Genomic DNA, 16,544 nt, shown 5'->3' on the forward strand with positions numbered 1-16,544 from the left:
ACTATTATATACTTTTTAAAATGACAACCGAGCACCATAAAAACATAGCTACTTTTATACATTTATCCACCTTTTCTAGGTTTTTAATTCCGTTTGGAAACTTTTTAGGTCCTATAATACTATGGATTGCAAATAAAGATAAATCCGAATTTGTAGATAAGCACGGTAAGCAGGCTATAAATTTTCAGATAAGCATTTTACTGTATGCTTTAATTATTGGAACGATTAGTATTCCGTTTTTCATTTTTAAAGTTTTTAACGGCATCGATTTTATAGATTTTAATGGTTTCTATGATTTTCATATTAATATAGGTAGACCTTCTCCTCTGTTATACATTACAGGTGGCATAGGTGTATTAGCCTTTCTAGGATTTTTAATTGAGTTAGCACTTATAGTAAGAGCTAGCCTTTCAGCTAGAGATGGAAAGGACTATCACTATCCATTAACCATCAATTTTTTAAAATAGTATAAGTCGAAAATTCAACAATGAATTCAACCAAAAACATACTTAATTTAGGTTATTTTTCAATCTGCCTTGTCGCTGTGCTTATAACATTTTTGCTACACGAAAGTGTGCATTATTTAGCTGGTATGGTACTTGGCTATGATATGGAAATGACGCTAAACTCAGTAAATCTTGCTGACGGACAAACCTACAGTAAAGTGTGGCACAACCATTTGGTTAGTATTTCTGGACCAATTTTTACGATTATTCAAGCCATTATTTTTTATAACATCATTTTAAAAACGAAAAATCTAAACTGGTATCCATTTTTATTTGTGGCTTTTATTATGCGTTTAATGGCATCGGTTATTAGTTTTATTGGTGTTGCTAATGACGAAGCTCGTGTAAGCGAATGGTTGGGAATCGGTAAAATGACGCTTCCTATTATTGTCACCTTATTCTTATTCTGGCTTTGTTTCAAAGCCTCTCAAAAGGTGACTATCAGTTGGAAAGTAAACTTGGTAACATTTGTTAATACAAGTTTTGGCATTACGGTAATCGTATATTTAAATCAATATTTTTTCAAATAAAATCATCAAATCAATCAATACTCCTACGCTGAAGCTTCGGAGTACAAATCAAAAAATGAACAGTTTATTAAAATTTAATCGCATTAAAGTATGAAGATAGAAAACACAAAAGCACAAATGCGTAAGGGTGTTTTAGAATACTGCATCTTGTCCATCTTAAAAGATGAAGACGCCTATGTTGCAGAAATTTTAGGCACACTTAAAGATGCAAAAATGCTTGTTGTAGAAGGAACCATTTATCCGCTATTAACAAGACTAAAAAATGCAGGACTTCTTAATTATCGTTGGGAAGAATCTACCTCAGGACCACCACGTAAATATTATGGTCTCACAGAAACAGGAAAATTATTCCTTAAAGAATTAAACACCACTTGGAGTGAACTACAAAATGCAGTAAACCTAGTAACAAGCACAAAAACAACAAAGAAATGAATAAAACAGTCAATATAAATTTAGCAGGGATATTCTTCCATATAGACGAAGACGCATATCTTAAGTTATCGCGCTATATTGAGGCTATAAAACGTTCATTTACAGACTCTCAAGGTCGTTCGGAAATTATAGCAGATATAGAAGCTCGTATCGCAGAACTTTTTAGTGAGCGCATACAAAACGATAAACAAGTTGTAGGTATTAAGCTTGTTGACGAGGTCATTACCATCATGGGGCAACCAGAAGATTATTTGGTAGATGACGAAATTTTTGAAGACGAACCAACCTACTCTAAGCAAAGACAAACCAAAAGCGGACCAACCAAAAAATTATACAGAGATACAGACAACTCCTATATTGGAGGCGTATCTGCAGGGTTAAGCCATTACTTAGGCATAGATATGTTATGGGTACGATTGCTGTGGGTGATTTTTGCCTTAGTATCTGGAGGTACCTTTGTATTAATCTACGTTATCTTTTGGGCATTAGTGCCTGAAGCATCAACAACAGCTGAGAAACTTACCATGACTGGCGAGCCAGTAAATATCAGTAACATCGAAAAAAAAATTAAAGACGGAATTGATATTGTTTCAGAAAAAGTAAAAAATGTCGATTTTAAAAAACATGGTGACAATATAAAAGAAGGCTTTGAGAATGTAGCTGACAATATATCAGAAACAGTAAAAAGTGTAGATTTTGAAAAACAAGGTGACCGACTAAAAAACAAATCTCGAAACTTTTTTGAAACCATAGGCGATATCGTAATGTTCTTCCTTAAGATATTTGCAAAGTTCTTCGGAGTTATAATGATAATTACGGGGATAAGTGCTCTACTAGCATTACTCATAGGCTTCTTCACCGTTGGTGTGACAGACGTTGTACATTTCCCAGGAATGGATTTTATTGATGCAGCAAATGCAGCAAATATTCCTATTTGGCTAATGTCCCTCTTACTGTTTTTAGCCATTGGTATACCATTCTTCTTCTTGTTTTACTTAGGCTTAAAAATCTTAGTAAACAATTTAAAATCAATAGGAAATCCAGCAAAATTTACTTTGTTAGGTTTATGGATAATAGCAATCTTAGGACTTATTGTAACGGGAGTTAGACAAGCTACTGAGTATGCATATGATGCAGAGGTAGTATCAAAAAAAGAATTAAGTATTACAGCTAATGACACTTTAAGAATAAGTATGTCTGACTTTAAGAACTACAATAACAGGTATTATAGTCGTCGTAACGGATACAGAATCATAGAAGATGAAAATGGTAAAAATCTTGTCTCTTCAGACATTAAGCTTATCGTTTATTCTACTTCAGATTCTGTTGCAAAAGTGGTTGTTGTAAAAGAAGCCCGAGGAAGTAATTACAACATAGCCAAAGAGCGTGCAGAAAATATAGATTATGAATACAAGTTTCTAGACAACGAATTACGATTAAGCAAATATCACAGTACAGCTTTCGATAATAAATATAGTGAACAAGAAGTAAGGGTTTTAATCTATGTTCCAGAGGGTACAACACTTTATATTGACAAAAATACAGGTAGATACCAAAGAAGATACTATAACAATTACAATAGCATCATAGCTAATGCAAAAAATGGACACTACTTAAAAGTGATTAAAAATGATGTAGAATGTTTAGACTGTGATGAAGACGGAGTAGAAGTTGACACTGAAGATGATAACAAGACCACTTTAAAAATCAACTCAGAGGAAGGGATTCTTGTCAAATCTGGTGATAGTATAAAACTAAAAATAGATTCAGATGGCATTAAAGCCAATGGCTCTGATGTACAGGTAAGAATTGATGACGAAACTGGAGTAGAAATAAAAACTAAAAACAACGATAATTAACAATTCAACCCAATCAATCAACCAGTCTGGACGACTAGGCCGACAGTTCAGGTATTTAGAATTTTACTTACCAACCCATTTTTAAATATTTGAACTGTTTTAATAATCAATCATCAATGCTCCTTCGCTAAAGCTTCGGAGCACAAATCAAAAAACAAACAATTATGAGCACATTAGCAAGAATTATCGCAGCAAGTATCGTGGCGCTTTTTATGACGTCATGCAATTTTGACATTAATCTCGGTCCTGGAGTTTCAGGAGACGGTAATGTAGTTACTAAAGAGCGTAATATTTCAAGCGACTTTGACAAAATAAAAGTTAGCAGAGGTATCGAAGTCTATATTACACAAGGTAATTCTACATCTCTAGAAGTAGAAGCTGATGAAAATTTACACGATGTTATTACTACAGAAGTTGATGAAGACAATGGTCTATTGAGAATATCTTCAAACGAAAACATAAAATCATCTAGTTCTAAAAAAGTGATTCTTAGTGTAAAAGACATATCATCAATAAGTACAACGAGTGGTTCATATGTAAATTCGGAGAACGCTTTCGATGTAGATAAATTAACCATTTCTTCAACTAGCGGTAGCCATGTAGATTTTGATATCACATCCAATAGCTTAAAAATTAATTCTACTAGTGGCGCTGGTGTTAAAATCAGTGGACAAACAAGAGAATTAAATGTTTCTGCAACTAGTGGAAGTTATATCAAAGCAGGTGACTTAAAAGCCGAAAACACAAGAGTATCTGCAACTAGCGGTGCAAATATTAGCGTTAATACTTCTAAAGAACTAACTGCAAATGCAACTAGTGGAGGCAGTATTAAATACTCAGGAAATCCAGAAAAGGTAACTAAAAGTGATGGCGTTTCTGGGAGTATAAGAGCAAACTAATCAATCAAAATAAGAATACAACCAATCTTTACCGATGCTTATTTTTCGGTATAAAAAAGAACCATCTTAAACTACTTATTTAGTTTGGGATGGTTTTTGTATATATTTGTTTAGAACATATAAACATCTGCATCACTTAAAAAAGCGTATAATAATTGAAGATGTTTATTTGAAATTGAATTTTATGAAACTAAACAAATTACTATATGTTGTGTTTTTCCTATTTGGTATTATTCATTTAGGACATGCGCAATCCAAAGAAAAAATTAAAGGAAATCGAGATGTAACGATAAAGCAAACCTATCTAGATAACTTTAATACGCTTATAATTAAAGATGATTTTGAAGTTCAAATCGCTTATAACAGTAAGGCTTCCGTTGAGATTGAGGCTGATGACAACTTGCATAGCGTCATAAATGCCGAAGTTAATTCTGGTGTTCTTTCAATTAGTACTTCTAAGCGTATTACCTCTAAAAAGAAGCTTATCATTACTGTAAACTATAGTGATGGTTTAGAAAATATTCAACTCTATGATTCCGCTGAGTTACGTTCCTTAACATCCATGGAACTTGATAATTTAGAGCTTAAAATTCAGAACAACTCTAGAGCATACCTAAATGTAAAGTCAAATTTATTTAATTTCTCTGCTACAGATAGGACTAAGAGTAGGTTAAACATTACTTCAGACAGTACTGCTTTTGTCATGAGTGATAATAGTAAAGTTGATGCCTTAGTTAATGGAAAAGCCTCTTCTTTTGATTTGTATCAGAATACTGATGCTACAATTGAAGGTGATGTTGAAAACACAACACTTCGTTTGGATAATAATGCCAATTTTATCGGTAAGAATTATAGCGTAAAAAATGCCGATGTTCTCATAGAGGCAAGTAGCGACCTTTCGCTAAACGTGATAACAAGCTTATTGCTTAAAGCCTCTGGGAATAGTGAAACTTATATCTATGGCGAACCCAAAATAGAGCTAGAACTCTTCACGGATACAGCCAAACTACAGAAAAAGAAATAAAAAAAGCCGAAGTTAAACTTCGGCTTTTTTCTGTGCAAAATTTAAATCTTAATTATAAGTTGGTGTACTCACCTCAAACGTAGCGTCCTTAGCAGCTAAGTAACGCTCTGCGTCTAAAGCTGCCATACAACCTGTACCTGCAGCAGTAATAGCTTGTCTGTAAACATGGTCTGCAGCATCTCCACTCACAAATACACCTTCAACATTAGTCTTGCTTGTTCCTGGTTGTGCATTTATAATATAACCCGTCTCATCTAAATCTAGATAATCCTTAAAAATATCCGTATTTGGTTTATGCCCAATAGCTACAAAGAAGCCAGTGGCAGGAATTTCGTGAATATCTCCAGTTACATTGTTTCTCACTTTTACACCAGTAACCACTTGCCCATCACCTAATACCTCTTCAGTTTCAGTGTTATATAAAATTTCGATGTTCTCCGTATTCTTGACACGCTCAGCCATGATTTTAGAAGCTCTAAACTCATCTCTACGTACAAGCATAGTCACTTTTTTACATAGCTTAGAAAGGTAATGTGCCTCTTCGCAAGCTGAATCTCCAGCACCTACGATTACAGTTTCTTGATTTCTATAGAAAAACCCATCACAAACTGCACAAGCAGAAACTCCTCCACCCAACTGTAAATATTTTTGCTCAGATGGCAATCCTAAATATTTTGCCGAAGCTCCTGTAGAAATAATTATGGTGTCTGCATGTATTTCTTTTTCTCCATTAACCCACACTTTGTGTATAGGTCCAGAAAAATCAACTTTAGTTATCCATCCGTGACGTACATCCGTTCCAAAACGCTCAGCTTGTTTTTGTAGTTGTATCATCATTTCTGGCCCTGTAATTCCGTCTGGATATCCAGGAAAATTCTCAACATCATTAGTTGTGGTTAGCTGACCACCAGGTTGCTCACCTTGATATAAAACTGGTGCCATATTTGCTCTTGCCGCATAAATCGCCGCGGTGTAACCAGCAGGTCCAGAGCCAATAATCAGGCATTTTACTCTTTCAATTGTATCTGACATAATTTGTTTCATTTTATCAAAAACAAAAGTAGTTTTTTTACCCAGAACCTTACTTAGAAGTTATTAACAGTAGTAATGGTTTTATTCATAATTTAAATAGCTGCAATTCGCATTATTTTTTTTTGTAACTTATTGACAATTAACTTCTTCAAATCAACCAATTATGAGAACATCTATTTACACACTCCTACTCCTACTCCTTTTTACATCGTGTAAAAATGAAAATGTTGAAAATAGTAAATCAGTAAATGAATCCAAACCATCAGAGCAATCAACAGAAACACCACTTGAAGGCAACTGGGAAATGATTGGCTTTTATAATTATAAGGATAATAAAGTCATTGATTCTTTTAGAACAAATGAAGGCTACAGACAAGTAAAAATGTTTAACAAAAACAAAGTCATGTGGAGCAAATTGGTGCCTACAGACTCCATTGAATGGTTTGGTTATGGTAGTTATACAGCTACCGATTCTACTCTAACTGAGCAGATGCAATATGGCTCAAGCGTTATGAATCAGATTATTGCTGAACAGAAAGAATTTAACTACAAATTAGTTGTTACCAAAAACACTTTTAGCCAGATAAGAACAGATGATGAAGGCAATGCTGTATATTCAGAAAATTACAGACGAATAAATTAGAACTCCCTATTTTATATAGGAAAATTTGGATTTTTGAAATATTTTTCTTACTTTATAGATGAATCAAAAAAATAATTAAACATGAAATTTATAAAAGATAAAGAAGAGAGAAGAAGAGATTATATCTTTCAAAAAGACCGTTTAACTAAAAATACTGCAAAATTTGTTGCTGTGACCTTAATAGTATTAGTATGCGCAGTTGCAGTATCAGGAATATATTTTGAGATTTAATATATTAACTCTTGAAAAAAGCAAAAGCCAGAATTTAAAATTCTGGCTTTTTTTGTCGGGGTGGCAGGATTCGAACCTGCGACCTCCGCGTCCCAAACGCGGCGCGATAACCGGGCTACGCTACACCCCGAATATTGGTTATCATTTTCGGACTGCAAATATATACAAATTACAAGGTTTACCAAACAACTTTTTAATTCTATTTAACCTTAACAAATAATTTAGAGGACACCATTATTTATATCAGTTAATTTGTAGATAGAATTACTAATCAAAACCACCAAACTATCAGAAGTAAAATTTCAATTACTGGCTTATTTTTCTTTTTTATTACTTCACTTACGGCTCAAATAAAAGGAAAAGTCATTGACCTTAGTTTTGGTGTGTCTATTCCAAATGTTTCCATTACCTCAGAAACTCAAAAAACTATATATACAGACGAATTAGGCTTTTTTGAAATTGAAAATCTTGGTCTTTACTTGTTTAAGCGATTGGGTTACGAAACTCAAATTGTAACTATAAATTCAAAAGAGTTTATAGTCGTCCAGTTAAAATTAAAACCTTCAGAATTAAACGAAGTCATCATCGATGCTAGCCACATTCCAAAACCATTAAAAACAGCTACAGTAACTTCTACTATTATCTCAGAACGTGATATAGAATTGGGTAACGACCTAAACATTTCGCAAGCTATTAATAGAGCTCCAGGAATTTTTATGCAAAGTGGCGCACTAAATACAAACCGATTGACCATTAGAGGTATTGGTTCTCGCAATTTATTTGGTACATCAAAAATTAGAGCTTATTTCAAGGACATTCCATTAACTAATGGCAGTGGCGAAACCAACATCGAAGATTTTGAACTCAATGCTATTTCGCAGATTAAAATTACCAAAGGCGCTACTTCGAGTGTTTATGGTGCGGGATTAGGTGGCACTATTCAACTCAACCCTACAAACGCGTATCTCAATGCTTCATCTGTAAATACGGAGCTAACCATTGGCTCGTTTGACTTATACAAATCGACCATCAATTTTAATCACGGCACTTCAAAAAACGGTTTTAGAGGTATTTACAGCAATACATCTTCAGACGGTTATCGTGATAATAACAACTACAATAGACAGACAATCACATTAACTTCAAATCATTTTATAAATGAAAAAAACGAGCTGACTTTTCTCGGGAGTCATTTGGATTTAAAAGCTTTTATTCCTAGCTCAATAAACCAAGATGCTTTTAAATCTAATCCTAGTGCTGCGGCATTTACCTGGAGACAAGCTCAAGGTTTTGAGGATTCGCAACGTGGGATTATTGGTCTAACATGGAATCACACCTTTAGTCCTAAAATCAAGCAAATAACTAGCATATTTAGCTCTTTTAGGAATGGTTACGAGCCTAGACCATTTAATATATTAGATGAAAATACTTTTGCTTACGGCATAAGAAGTCGTCTACTCGGAAATACTCAACTTTTTGGCAAACCACTTACCTATACTTTTGGAGGGGAATTTTTTAAGGACAACTACAAATCGAAAACATTTCAGAATTTATATGATGATTTCTCTTCAGGTACAGGAAGCGTTCAAGGCAATGAACTATCCAATTTTGAAGAAGACCGACAATACTACAACTTGTTTTTTGAAGTTAATTACCAACTATCCGAAAAAGCCACTCTGGTCGCTGGATTAAACTACAATCAAACTCAATACGATTTAGAAGATAATTTTCCAATAAGTATAAATAATCCTGACCAATCTGGTACTTTTAAATTTGATGGTATTTTTTCACCAAAACTCGGATTATCGTATCTAATTTCAAACAACGTGAGTGTATATTCAAATGTAAGTCAAGGCTTCTCTCCTATTTCTTTAAACGAAACTCTACTTCCAGACGGACAAATAAACAATGATTTGGAGCCAGAAACAGGCTGGAATTACGAAATTGGTACAAGAGGTCAAATCTTTAAAAACAAAATACAATTCAACTTAGCAATTTATAGATTAGATGTAAGAAACCTTTTGGTTGCTAGACGAACAGCTGAAGACGAATTTGTTGGTGTTAATGCAGGACAAACCTTACATGATGGTATTGAATTTAGCCTCAATTCAAATATAGTTAATATAAAAAATCTAAAGCTGAATTCATTCTTTAACTACAGCCTTAATAATTACAAGTTTGAAGACTTCGTAGATGGTGATAACGATTTTTCAGGAAATGATTTAACTGGTGTTCCTTCAAATATTCTTAATGCTGGATTAGATGTTTCAACCAAGATTGGATTTTATGGAAATATTAATTTTCAGCATGTTGGTGAACAACCTATTACAGACAATAATAGTTTATACAGTGATAGTTACAATTTAACCAACATCAAAATTGGATACAAAAACGTATTTTCAGAAAAAATAAGTCTAAATATTTTCTACGGCTTAGATAATATTTTTGACGAAAAATATGCCTCGCAAATTTTAATCAATGCTAGAGGTTTTGGTGGTAGCGAACCCAGATATTTCTATCCTGGAAACCCAGTGAATTATTATGCGGGCATTAATTTTAACTACACATTCTAAACAAAAAACAATACCTTTATAAAGTAAAACCAGACACAATGAAATCACTTAAATTTTTATTAGTTCTAGCCTTAGTTTTTGCTTCATGCAAAGATAAAGAAGCGAAGAATACAGAAACACCTGAAATTGCTCAAGCAGAACAACAAATTGAAGTAGGTACAGAATCTTCTATTGAAGCTCAGGCCGCTACAAATGTCAATTACAAAGCTGAAACTGTTGTGCCAGATTTAAGCATTCCATGGGGATTTGTATTTCTTCCTGATGGCGCCATTTTGGTTACCGAGAAAACAGGTGAATTAATTCATTTTAAAGATGGAAAAAAGACACAAATCGAAGGTTTACCAGAAGTATACGTCCGTGGTCAAGGTGGATTACTAGATATAGAATTACATCCAGATTATTCATCTAATGGATGGATATACATGACGCATGCCTCAAAAGACGGTGAAGGCGATGGTGGTAACACGGCACTAATTAGAGCTAAACTTGAAGGTAACAAATTAACAAATGTTGAACGTCTATACAAAGCTGGCCCAAATTCTAGAAGAGGTCAACATTTTGGCTCACGTATTGAGTTTGATAATGACGGTTATTTATATTTCTCAGTTGGTGACCGTGGAAATAGAGATGAAAATCCACAAGACATTACTCGCGATTGCGGAAAAATCTATAGACTTAATGATGATGGCAGCATACCCAAAGACAATCCATTTGTAGATAAAAAAAATGCAAAAACGGCTATTTTTAGTTACGGACATCGCAATCCTCAAGGTATGGCAAAGCATCCAACAACAGGAAAAATATGGGTGAACGAGCACGGTCCAAAAGGTGGAGACGAAATTAATATTGTTCAAAAAGGAAAAAACTTTGGGTGGCCCGTAATTAGTTATGGTGTTAATTATAGCGGTACACGATTTACAGACATTACAGCGAAAGAAGGCATGGAACAACCATTATTTTATTGGGTACCTTCGATTGCACCTAGTGGAATGGCTTTTGTAACTTCAGATAAATACCCAGATTGGAATGGTAACGTTTTGGTAGGCTCTTTAAAATTTGAATATTTAGAGCGTCTTGTTTTAGAAAATAATAAAGTAGTAAAGCGTGAAAAATTATTAGAAGGTATGGGCCGTGTAAGAGATGTTCACGAAGGTCCAGATGGCTTTATCTACGTCGCTATTGAAAATAGAGGTATTGTAAAAATAGTCCCAAATTCATAAAAGAATAAGAATGAAATCAGCCAAAATATTTGTAATAAGCATACTTCTATCTTCATTAACATTAAGTTGTAAAAATGACTCATCTAAAAATGTGTCATATGGAAAATCTAACGATAAAAGCAGCCTAGAACAAAGTATAGACCGTGGTAAATTGGTTTATGATGACTTATGCATAACCTGCCATATGGCTAATGGCGAAGGCGTACCAAATGTATTTCCGCCTTTGGCTAATTCAGATTACCTGAAAAACAACCAAATTCAAAGTATAAAAGGTATAAAATATGGCCAAAAAGGTGAGATTGTAGTTAACGGAAAAACTTATAATGGGGTCATGGCGGCAATGGGTCTAGAAGATGATGAAGTTGCAGATGTAATGAACTACATAAACAACAGTTGGGGTAATAATTTTGGCAAAGAAGTCACTGTAGAAGAAGTGACAAAAGTCACTAAATAATGAGTTAGATTAATTAACTTTGTGGTGTAAAAAACTCAAGGTTAATGCTAATTATTGGAATTGCTGGCGGAACTGGTTGCGGAAAAACAACCGTTGTAAATAAACTTATCGAACAACTTCCTGAAGGCGAAGTTGTTGTTATATCTCAAGATTCCTATTATCAAGATACATCGCACCTCAGTTACGATGAGCGTGTAAAAATTAATTTTGATCATCCACGGTCAATTGATTTTGATTTACTCGTACAACATCTCAATCAGTTAAAAGAAGGCAAGTCTATAGAGCAGCCCGTATATTCTTTTGTAAAACATAACCGAACTGGAGACACGGTTTTAACCAAACCTCGCAAAGTTGTTATTGTAGAAGGTATTTTGATTTTAACCAATCCAGAGATTAGAGATTTGTTTGATATAAAAATATTTGTCCATGCAGATAGTGATGAACGTCTGATTAGACGACTTAAGCGTGATATTACAGAACGTGGTAGAGACATAGATGAGGTGTTAAACAGATATCAAACAACGCTTAAGCCAATGCATCAGCAGTTTATTGAGCCGATGAAAGAATATGCAGATATTATTATACCAAACAATAAATACAACACCGTGGCTGTTGATATAGTAAAGACAATCATTAGCGACAGACTGTAAGTTTATCATGGCAAAATTCAATAAGAAATATTTAAAACCGTTTAAGAACTTTTTTGTTCTTACAACCATTGGATTTGCCATCTGGATGATTTTTTTCGATACGCATTCTTGGCTCTTACATCGTGACTTAAACAAAGACATTGAAGCGCTCGAGAATGAAAAAGAATACTATCGTAACGAGATGAAAAAAGACAAAAAAGCTATAGAAGCCTTAAGTACCGAAGAAGGTGTTGAAAAAGTGGCTAGAGAGACTTACTACATGAAAAAGCCCAACGAAGAAATATATATTATAGAATACGAAGATAGTATCCCTAAAAACAAAGAAGATGAGTAAAACCTTATTCAACAATTTTGAAGAAGTGTCATCAAAAGCCTGGAAACAGAAAATTCAAGTTGACCTCAAGGGCGCCGATTATAATGATACTTTAATTTGGAAAACAAGTGATGGTATAGATGTTAAACCCTTTTACCATGCAGATGAATTTGATAATTTACCAGAGCCTTCAAATTCTAAAGCAACAGAATGGAAAGTAGCACAAGCTATTGATGTTAATGATACTAACAATGCTAACAAGACAGCAAAAGAAGCCATTGAAAAAGGTGCAGAATACATCATCTTTAATATCAAATCTTCAAATGTTATAATTACAGACCTAGTCTCGGGTATTGATGTACCCATTCATATTAATTCTGATAGTTTTTCAAACACTTATTTTGATGCTATTCCTAGCTTAAGTAAACCTGAAATTACCTTGTATAATGATATTATTGGGCATCTAGGCAAAACAGGAAATTGGTTTTCTAACTTAAAAGAAGACCATAGTATTTTTGAAAAAAGTGTTGAAAACTCAAATCAGATTTACGTAGATATAAGTCACTATCAAAATGCGGGAGCTAACAATGTACAGCAACTAGCTTACGCCTTAGCACATATTAATGAGTATTTAAATCATTTAGATTCTAAATTATCCGAAGACAAAAAAGAAACATTAAGCGTCACTTTTAATGTTGCTATTGGTAGCAATTATTTTTTTGAAATTGCCAAACTTCGTGCATTAAGAGTATTATGGTCTACTCTTGCAGATACTTATAATATCAAACTAGATTGCAAAATTATAGCCACGCCAAGCAAGCGCAATAAAACCATATACGATTATAATGTAAATATGTTACGTACTACAACAGAGTGTATGAGCGCTGTTTTAGGTGGTGCAAATATGGTTTGTAATTTGCCTTATAATCAATTGTTCCAAAACCCAACTGAGTTTGGTGAGCGTATATCTAGAAATCAATTATTGATTCTAAAAAAAGAAAGCTATTTCGATGCTGTTAACAATCCTTCTGATGGAGCATATTATATCGAAAAACTAACGGAACAATTAGCAGAAAAAGCACTGGTTTTATTTAAAAATATAGAAGCTAGCGGTGGTTTTTTAGCACAGTTAAAAGAAGGAACAATTCAAAGAAAGATAAAAGAAAGTGCTTCTCAAGAGCAAGATGCTTTTGATAAAGGAGAGCTAACGCTTTTAGGGACAAACAAACATCCAAATTCGGGAGATAAGATGTCTAATAGTTTAGAAAAAACGCCTTTTGTAAAAGTTGAAAAGCGAAAAACACTTATCGAACCCATTATAGAGAAAAGACTATCTGAGTCTCTTGAAATTGAAAGACTAAAAGAAGAATAAAATATGATATTAAAAAAAGCGATAGTACCAATAATTTTATGTCTAGTTGTTGTATTACAATCTTGTAAAGGTGATATAAAGGTTGATTCTATCTTCGAAAATGAAGCGCCAAAAAATAATATTATTGGTAAAAAACACTTTTTAGAAGAAGATGGTATACAACTACAACTTCCCGAAGAATTTGAGCGTTATTCAGCTGCAAAATATGAGCGCCTTTTAGACTCTTTAGTAAGTAAAAAAGAATTTGAGCTAGAAAGAGAAAGGTTAAGAAATATGCGAAATTTAGAAGGCAATAATTACATCTATTTCGCCCCTGATATCAACATTACCTACATGATAAACACCATACCTTACGCTCCAATACGTAAACAAGATGCTCAAAAATTATTGGGCATCATAAGACAAAATCAAAATATCGCTTCAAAGAATTCAAATGTAGAGTATACAAAAATAACAGCTAAATATAGGTCATTAACTGGTGCACAAATTTTTAAAGCTATATTCAAGGTAGATGAAAAAAAGGGTGACAGATTCTTTTATCAACAAGCCTATTTTATTAGTTCTAATCAGAAATCGGTACTTATCAATATTTCAAGTCCCGTAGACGTAGATTTTGACCCATACATAGAAAAAATGATTTTCTAATGGCAAGAAAAGACATTCAACATATAAGCTTAAAGCAGAAACCTTTGGCAAAAAGCAAGTCCAAAGAAGACCAAAAAGTTTTCAACACTGCTGAAGGAATTCCTGTAAAATCTCAGTATTCAAAAGAAGATATTGAAGATTTAGAACACCTTAACTTTGTTGCAGGTATTGCGCCTAACCTCCGTGGACCCTATTCTACAATGTATGTTCGTAGACCTTGGACTATCCGTCAATATGCTGGATTTTCAACAGCGGAAGAAAGTAATGCCTTTTACAGACGTAATTTGGCTGCCGGACAAAAAGGACTTTCAGTTGCTTTCGATTTGGCCACGCATCGAGGTTATGATAGTGACCATGAGCGTGTTGTTGGCGATGTTGGAAAAGCGGGAGTAGCCATAGATTCGGTTGAAGACATGAAAGTCTTATTCGACCAAATTCCATTAGATAAAATGTCGGTATCCATGACCATGAATGGTGCTGTATTACCAATTATGGCATTTTATATTGTTGCTGCGGAAGAACAAGGCGTAAAACCAGAGCAGTTGGCAGGTACTATTCAAAATGATATTCTAAAAGAATTCATGGTGCGTAATACTTACATTTATCCGCCAACACCTTCAATGAAAATCATCTCGGATATTTTTGAATATACAAGTAAAAACATGCCACGTTTTAATAGTATTAGTATTTCAGGATACCATATGCAAGAAGCTGGCGCGACTTGTGATATTGAATTGGCTTACACACTTGCCGATGGATTAGAATATATTAGAAAAGGTCTTGAAGCAGGAATGGATATAGACACCTTCGCTCCTCGCCTGTCATTCTTCTGGGCTATTGGAATGAATCATTTTATGGAAATAGCAAAAATGCGTGCGGCTCGTATGCTTTGGGCTAAATTGGTAAAACAATTCAATCCAAAAAACCCAAAATCATTAGCGCTTAGAACACACTGCCAAACATCAGGTTGGAGTTTAACAGAGCAAGACCCATTTAACAATGTGGCTAGAACTTGTATCGAGGCCTCTGCAGCCGCCTTTGGTGGTACGCAAAGTTTACATACCAACGCACTAGATGAAGCTATTGCATTACCAACAGATTTCTCAGCCCGTATTGCTAGAAACACACAGATTTACCTTCAAGAAGAAACATATATTACCAAAACGGTTGACCCTTGGGCTGGTAGCTATTATGTTGAAAAATTGACCAGTGACATTGCTGAACGTGCTTGGCAACATATTCAAGAAGTTGAGGATTTAGGCGGAATGACAAAAGCTATTGAAGCTGGTATTCCTAAACTAAGAATTGAAGAAGCTGCTGCTCGTAAACAAGCGCGTATAGATTCTGGTCAAGATATTATAGTTGGTGTAAACGAATACCGTTTAGACGAAGAAGACCCACTACACATTTTAGAAGTAGACAATCAGACCGTGAGATTACAACAAATTGAACGTTTGAACCAAATTAAAGCAGATAGAAATTCTGATGAGGTATCTACTGCCCTATCAAAATTGACTGCTTCGGCAAAATCAGGTGAAGAAAATTTACTAGCTTTAGCTGTTGATGCTGCCCGGAAAAGAGCGACTCTAGGCGAAATTAGCGATGCCCTTGAAGCCGAATTTGGACGATACAAAGCACAAATAAAATCATTCTCAGGCGTGTATAGTAAAGAAATAAAAGACGATAACAGCTTTAAAAAAGCACGAGAGCTAGCTGATCAATTTGCAGAACAGGATGGTCGTCGTCCGCGTATTATGATTGCAAAAATGGGACAAGATGGTCATGACCGCGGTGCTAAAGTGGTAGCAACAGGTTATGCTGATGTTGGTTTTGATGTGGATATTGGTCCATTGTTCCAAACACCAAAAGAAGCTGCAAAACAAGCTGTAGAAAATGATGTGCATATTCTTGGCGTATCTTCTCTAGCCGCAGGACACAAGACTTTAGTTCCACAAGTTATTGAAGAGCTTAAAGCTTACGGACGAGATGATATTATGGTTATTGTTGGCGGTGTGATACCAAAACAAGATTACCAATACTTGTTTGATGCCGGAGCAGTTGCCGTTTTTGGACCAGGAACAAAAATAAGTGACGCTGCTATTCAAATTTTAGAGATACTGATTGATTAGTTTTTATTTCTTTTTTTAATTTTTAAACTAAA

General features: G+C 34.3%; 17 protein-coding genes and 1 tRNA gene. 16 read left to right on the top strand and 2 right to left on the bottom strand.

Annotated features, from left to right (window positions below):
• Positions 1–20 precede the first annotated feature (20 nt).
• From BUB95_RS00450 to BUB95_RS00475, 6 genes are all read left to right on the top strand, one after another.
• Positions 21–467, top strand: a complete 447-nt coding sequence (locus BUB95_RS00450; RefSeq protein ID WP_073081557.1) for a DUF4870 domain-containing protein — start codon at positions 21–23, stop codon at positions 465–467.
• Positions 468–487: 20 nt separating this feature from the next.
• Positions 488–1,036, top strand: coding sequence for a hypothetical protein (locus BUB95_RS00455; protein ID WP_073081560.1), 549 nt, complete (start codon positions 488–490; stop codon positions 1,034–1,036).
• A gap of 90 nt (positions 1,037–1,126) precedes the next feature.
• On the top strand, positions 1,127–1,468 hold the full coding sequence (locus tag BUB95_RS00460) for a PadR family transcriptional regulator (RefSeq protein WP_073081563.1): 342 nt from the start codon (positions 1,127–1,129) through the stop codon (positions 1,466–1,468).
• A complete protein-coding gene (locus BUB95_RS00465) occupies positions 1,465–3,327 on the top strand; it encodes a PspC domain-containing protein (protein ID WP_073081566.1) in 1,863 nt (620 codons plus the stop codon). Before BUB95_RS00460 ends, BUB95_RS00465 begins: the two co-directional genes overlap by 4 nt.
• Before the next feature lie 164 nt (positions 3,328–3,491).
• Positions 3,492–4,226 carry a head GIN domain-containing protein gene (locus BUB95_RS00470; RefSeq protein WP_073081568.1) on the top strand — a complete coding sequence of 245 codons (735 nt, stop codon included), beginning with the start codon at positions 3,492–3,494 and terminating at the stop codon, positions 4,224–4,226.
• A 184-nt stretch (positions 4,227–4,410) separates the two neighbouring features.
• Positions 4,411–5,250 (top strand): GIN domain-containing protein, encoded by an 840-nt coding sequence (locus BUB95_RS00475; protein WP_083573281.1) that lies wholly within the window; start codon positions 4,411–4,413, stop codon positions 5,248–5,250.
• A 48-nt stretch (positions 5,251–5,298) separates the two neighbouring features.
• On the opposite strand, the gene trxB is transcribed toward BUB95_RS00475, so the two are convergent.
• The gene (trxB, locus tag BUB95_RS00480; protein ID WP_073084982.1) at positions 5,299–6,282 is read right to left on the bottom strand and encodes a thioredoxin-disulfide reductase; all 984 of its coding nucleotides are present in this window, start codon (positions 6,280–6,282) and stop codon (positions 5,299–5,301) included.
• Positions 6,283–6,445: 163 nt separating this feature from the next.
• On the opposite strand from trxB, the gene BUB95_RS00485 reads away from it, so the two are divergent.
• Positions 6,446–6,925 (top strand): hypothetical protein, encoded by a 480-nt coding sequence (locus BUB95_RS00485; RefSeq protein WP_073081571.1) that lies wholly within the window; start codon positions 6,446–6,448, stop codon positions 6,923–6,925.
• A gap of 81 nt (positions 6,926–7,006) precedes the next feature.
• Positions 7,007–7,156 carry a hypothetical protein gene (locus BUB95_RS14295; RefSeq protein ID WP_200777193.1) on the top strand — a complete coding sequence of 50 codons (150 nt, stop codon included), beginning with the start codon at positions 7,007–7,009 and terminating at the stop codon, positions 7,154–7,156.
• 55 nt (positions 7,157–7,211) lie between these two features.
• Here the strand turns inward: BUB95_RS14295 and BUB95_RS00490 are convergent.
• Positions 7,212–7,286, bottom strand: a tRNA-Pro gene (locus tag BUB95_RS00490).
• Positions 7,287–7,539: 253 nt separating this feature from the next.
• On the opposite strand from BUB95_RS00490, the gene BUB95_RS00495 reads away from it, so the two are divergent.
• The 8 genes from BUB95_RS00495 to scpA are packed head-to-tail and all read left to right on the top strand — an operon-like array spanning position 7,540 to position 16,512.
• A complete protein-coding gene (locus BUB95_RS00495; RefSeq protein ID WP_234969221.1) occupies positions 7,540–9,729 on the top strand; it encodes a TonB-dependent receptor domain-containing protein in 2,190 nt (729 codons plus the stop codon).
• 38 nt (positions 9,730–9,767) lie between these two features.
• Complete coding sequence (locus BUB95_RS00500; protein ID WP_073081576.1) at positions 9,768–10,949, top strand: PQQ-dependent sugar dehydrogenase; 1,182 nt, start codon at positions 9,768–9,770, stop codon at positions 10,947–10,949.
• A gap of 10 nt (positions 10,950–10,959) precedes the next feature.
• Complete coding sequence (locus BUB95_RS00505) at positions 10,960–11,403, top strand: c-type cytochrome (RefSeq protein WP_083573282.1); 444 nt, start codon at positions 10,960–10,962, stop codon at positions 11,401–11,403.
• Between the two features lie 44 nt (positions 11,404–11,447).
• The gene (gene udk / locus BUB95_RS00510; protein WP_073081579.1) at positions 11,448–12,053 is read left to right on the top strand and encodes a uridine kinase; all 606 of its coding nucleotides are present in this window, start codon (positions 11,448–11,450) and stop codon (positions 12,051–12,053) included.
• 7 nt (positions 12,054–12,060) lie between these two features.
• Positions 12,061–12,387 (top strand): FtsB family cell division protein, encoded by a 327-nt coding sequence (locus BUB95_RS00515; RefSeq protein ID WP_073081582.1) that lies wholly within the window; start codon positions 12,061–12,063, stop codon positions 12,385–12,387.
• Positions 12,380–13,738, top strand: coding sequence for a methylmalonyl-CoA mutase subunit beta (locus BUB95_RS00520; protein ID WP_073081586.1), 1,359 nt, complete (start codon positions 12,380–12,382; stop codon positions 13,736–13,738). Before BUB95_RS00515 ends, BUB95_RS00520 begins: the two co-directional genes overlap by 8 nt.
• Positions 13,739–13,741: 3 nt before the next feature.
• Positions 13,742–14,383, top strand: coding sequence for a hypothetical protein (locus tag BUB95_RS00525; protein WP_073081589.1), 642 nt, complete (start codon positions 13,742–13,744; stop codon positions 14,381–14,383).
• Positions 14,383–16,512 carry a methylmalonyl-CoA mutase gene (gene scpA / locus BUB95_RS00530; RefSeq protein WP_073081591.1) on the top strand — a complete coding sequence of 710 codons (2,130 nt, stop codon included), beginning with the start codon at positions 14,383–14,385 and terminating at the stop codon, positions 16,510–16,512. The genes BUB95_RS00525 and scpA overlap by 1 nt, the downstream gene beginning before the upstream one ends.
• The last annotated feature ends 32 nt before the right edge of the window (positions 16,513–16,544 follow it).

This window comes from Winogradskyella jejuensis, from assembly GCF_900129745.1.
In the GTDB taxonomy this organism is placed as follows: Bacteria; Bacteroidota; Bacteroidia; order Flavobacteriales; family Flavobacteriaceae; genus Winogradskyella; species Winogradskyella jejuensis.

Bases quoted from the DNA above. Each gene is read 5' to 3' on its own strand.
- BUB95_RS00450 (WP_073081557.1), top strand. From the start codon at position 21: ATGACAACCGAGCACCATAAAAACATAGCTACTTTTATACATTTATCC.
- BUB95_RS00485 (WP_073081571.1), top strand. From the start codon at position 6,446: ATGAGAACATCTATTTACACACTCCTACTCCTACTCCTTTTTACATCG.
- BUB95_RS00515 (WP_073081582.1), top strand. From the start codon at position 12,061: ATGGCAAAATTCAATAAGAAATATTTAAAACCGTTTAAGAACTTTTTT.
- BUB95_RS14295 (WP_200777193.1), top strand. From the start codon at position 7,007: ATGAAATTTATAAAAGATAAAGAAGAGAGAAGAAGAGATTATATCTTT.
- BUB95_RS00525 (WP_073081589.1), top strand. From the start codon at position 13,742: ATGATATTAAAAAAAGCGATAGTACCAATAATTTTATGTCTAGTTGTT.
- BUB95_RS00465 (WP_073081566.1), top strand. From the start codon at position 1,465: ATGAATAAAACAGTCAATATAAATTTAGCAGGGATATTCTTCCATATA.
- BUB95_RS00505 (WP_083573282.1), top strand. From the start codon at position 10,960: ATGAAATCAGCCAAAATATTTGTAATAAGCATACTTCTATCTTCATTA.
- BUB95_RS00520 (WP_073081586.1), top strand. From the start codon at position 12,380: ATGAGTAAAACCTTATTCAACAATTTTGAAGAAGTGTCATCAAAAGCC.
- BUB95_RS00455 (WP_073081560.1), top strand. From the start codon at position 488: ATGAATTCAACCAAAAACATACTTAATTTAGGTTATTTTTCAATCTGC.
- BUB95_RS00500 (WP_073081576.1), top strand. From the start codon at position 9,768: ATGAAATCACTTAAATTTTTATTAGTTCTAGCCTTAGTTTTTGCTTCA.
- BUB95_RS00460 (WP_073081563.1), top strand. From the start codon at position 1,127: ATGAAGATAGAAAACACAAAAGCACAAATGCGTAAGGGTGTTTTAGAA.
- trxB (WP_073084982.1), bottom strand. From the start codon at position 6,282: ATGTCAGATACAATTGAAAGAGTAAAATGCCTGATTATTGGCTCTGGA.
- BUB95_RS00475 (WP_083573281.1), top strand. From the start codon at position 4,411: ATGAAACTAAACAAATTACTATATGTTGTGTTTTTCCTATTTGGTATT.
- udk (WP_073081579.1), top strand. From the start codon at position 11,448: ATGCTAATTATTGGAATTGCTGGCGGAACTGGTTGCGGAAAAACAACC.
- BUB95_RS00470 (WP_073081568.1), top strand. From the start codon at position 3,492: ATGAGCACATTAGCAAGAATTATCGCAGCAAGTATCGTGGCGCTTTTT.
- scpA (WP_073081591.1), top strand. From the start codon at position 14,383: ATGGCAAGAAAAGACATTCAACATATAAGCTTAAAGCAGAAACCTTTG.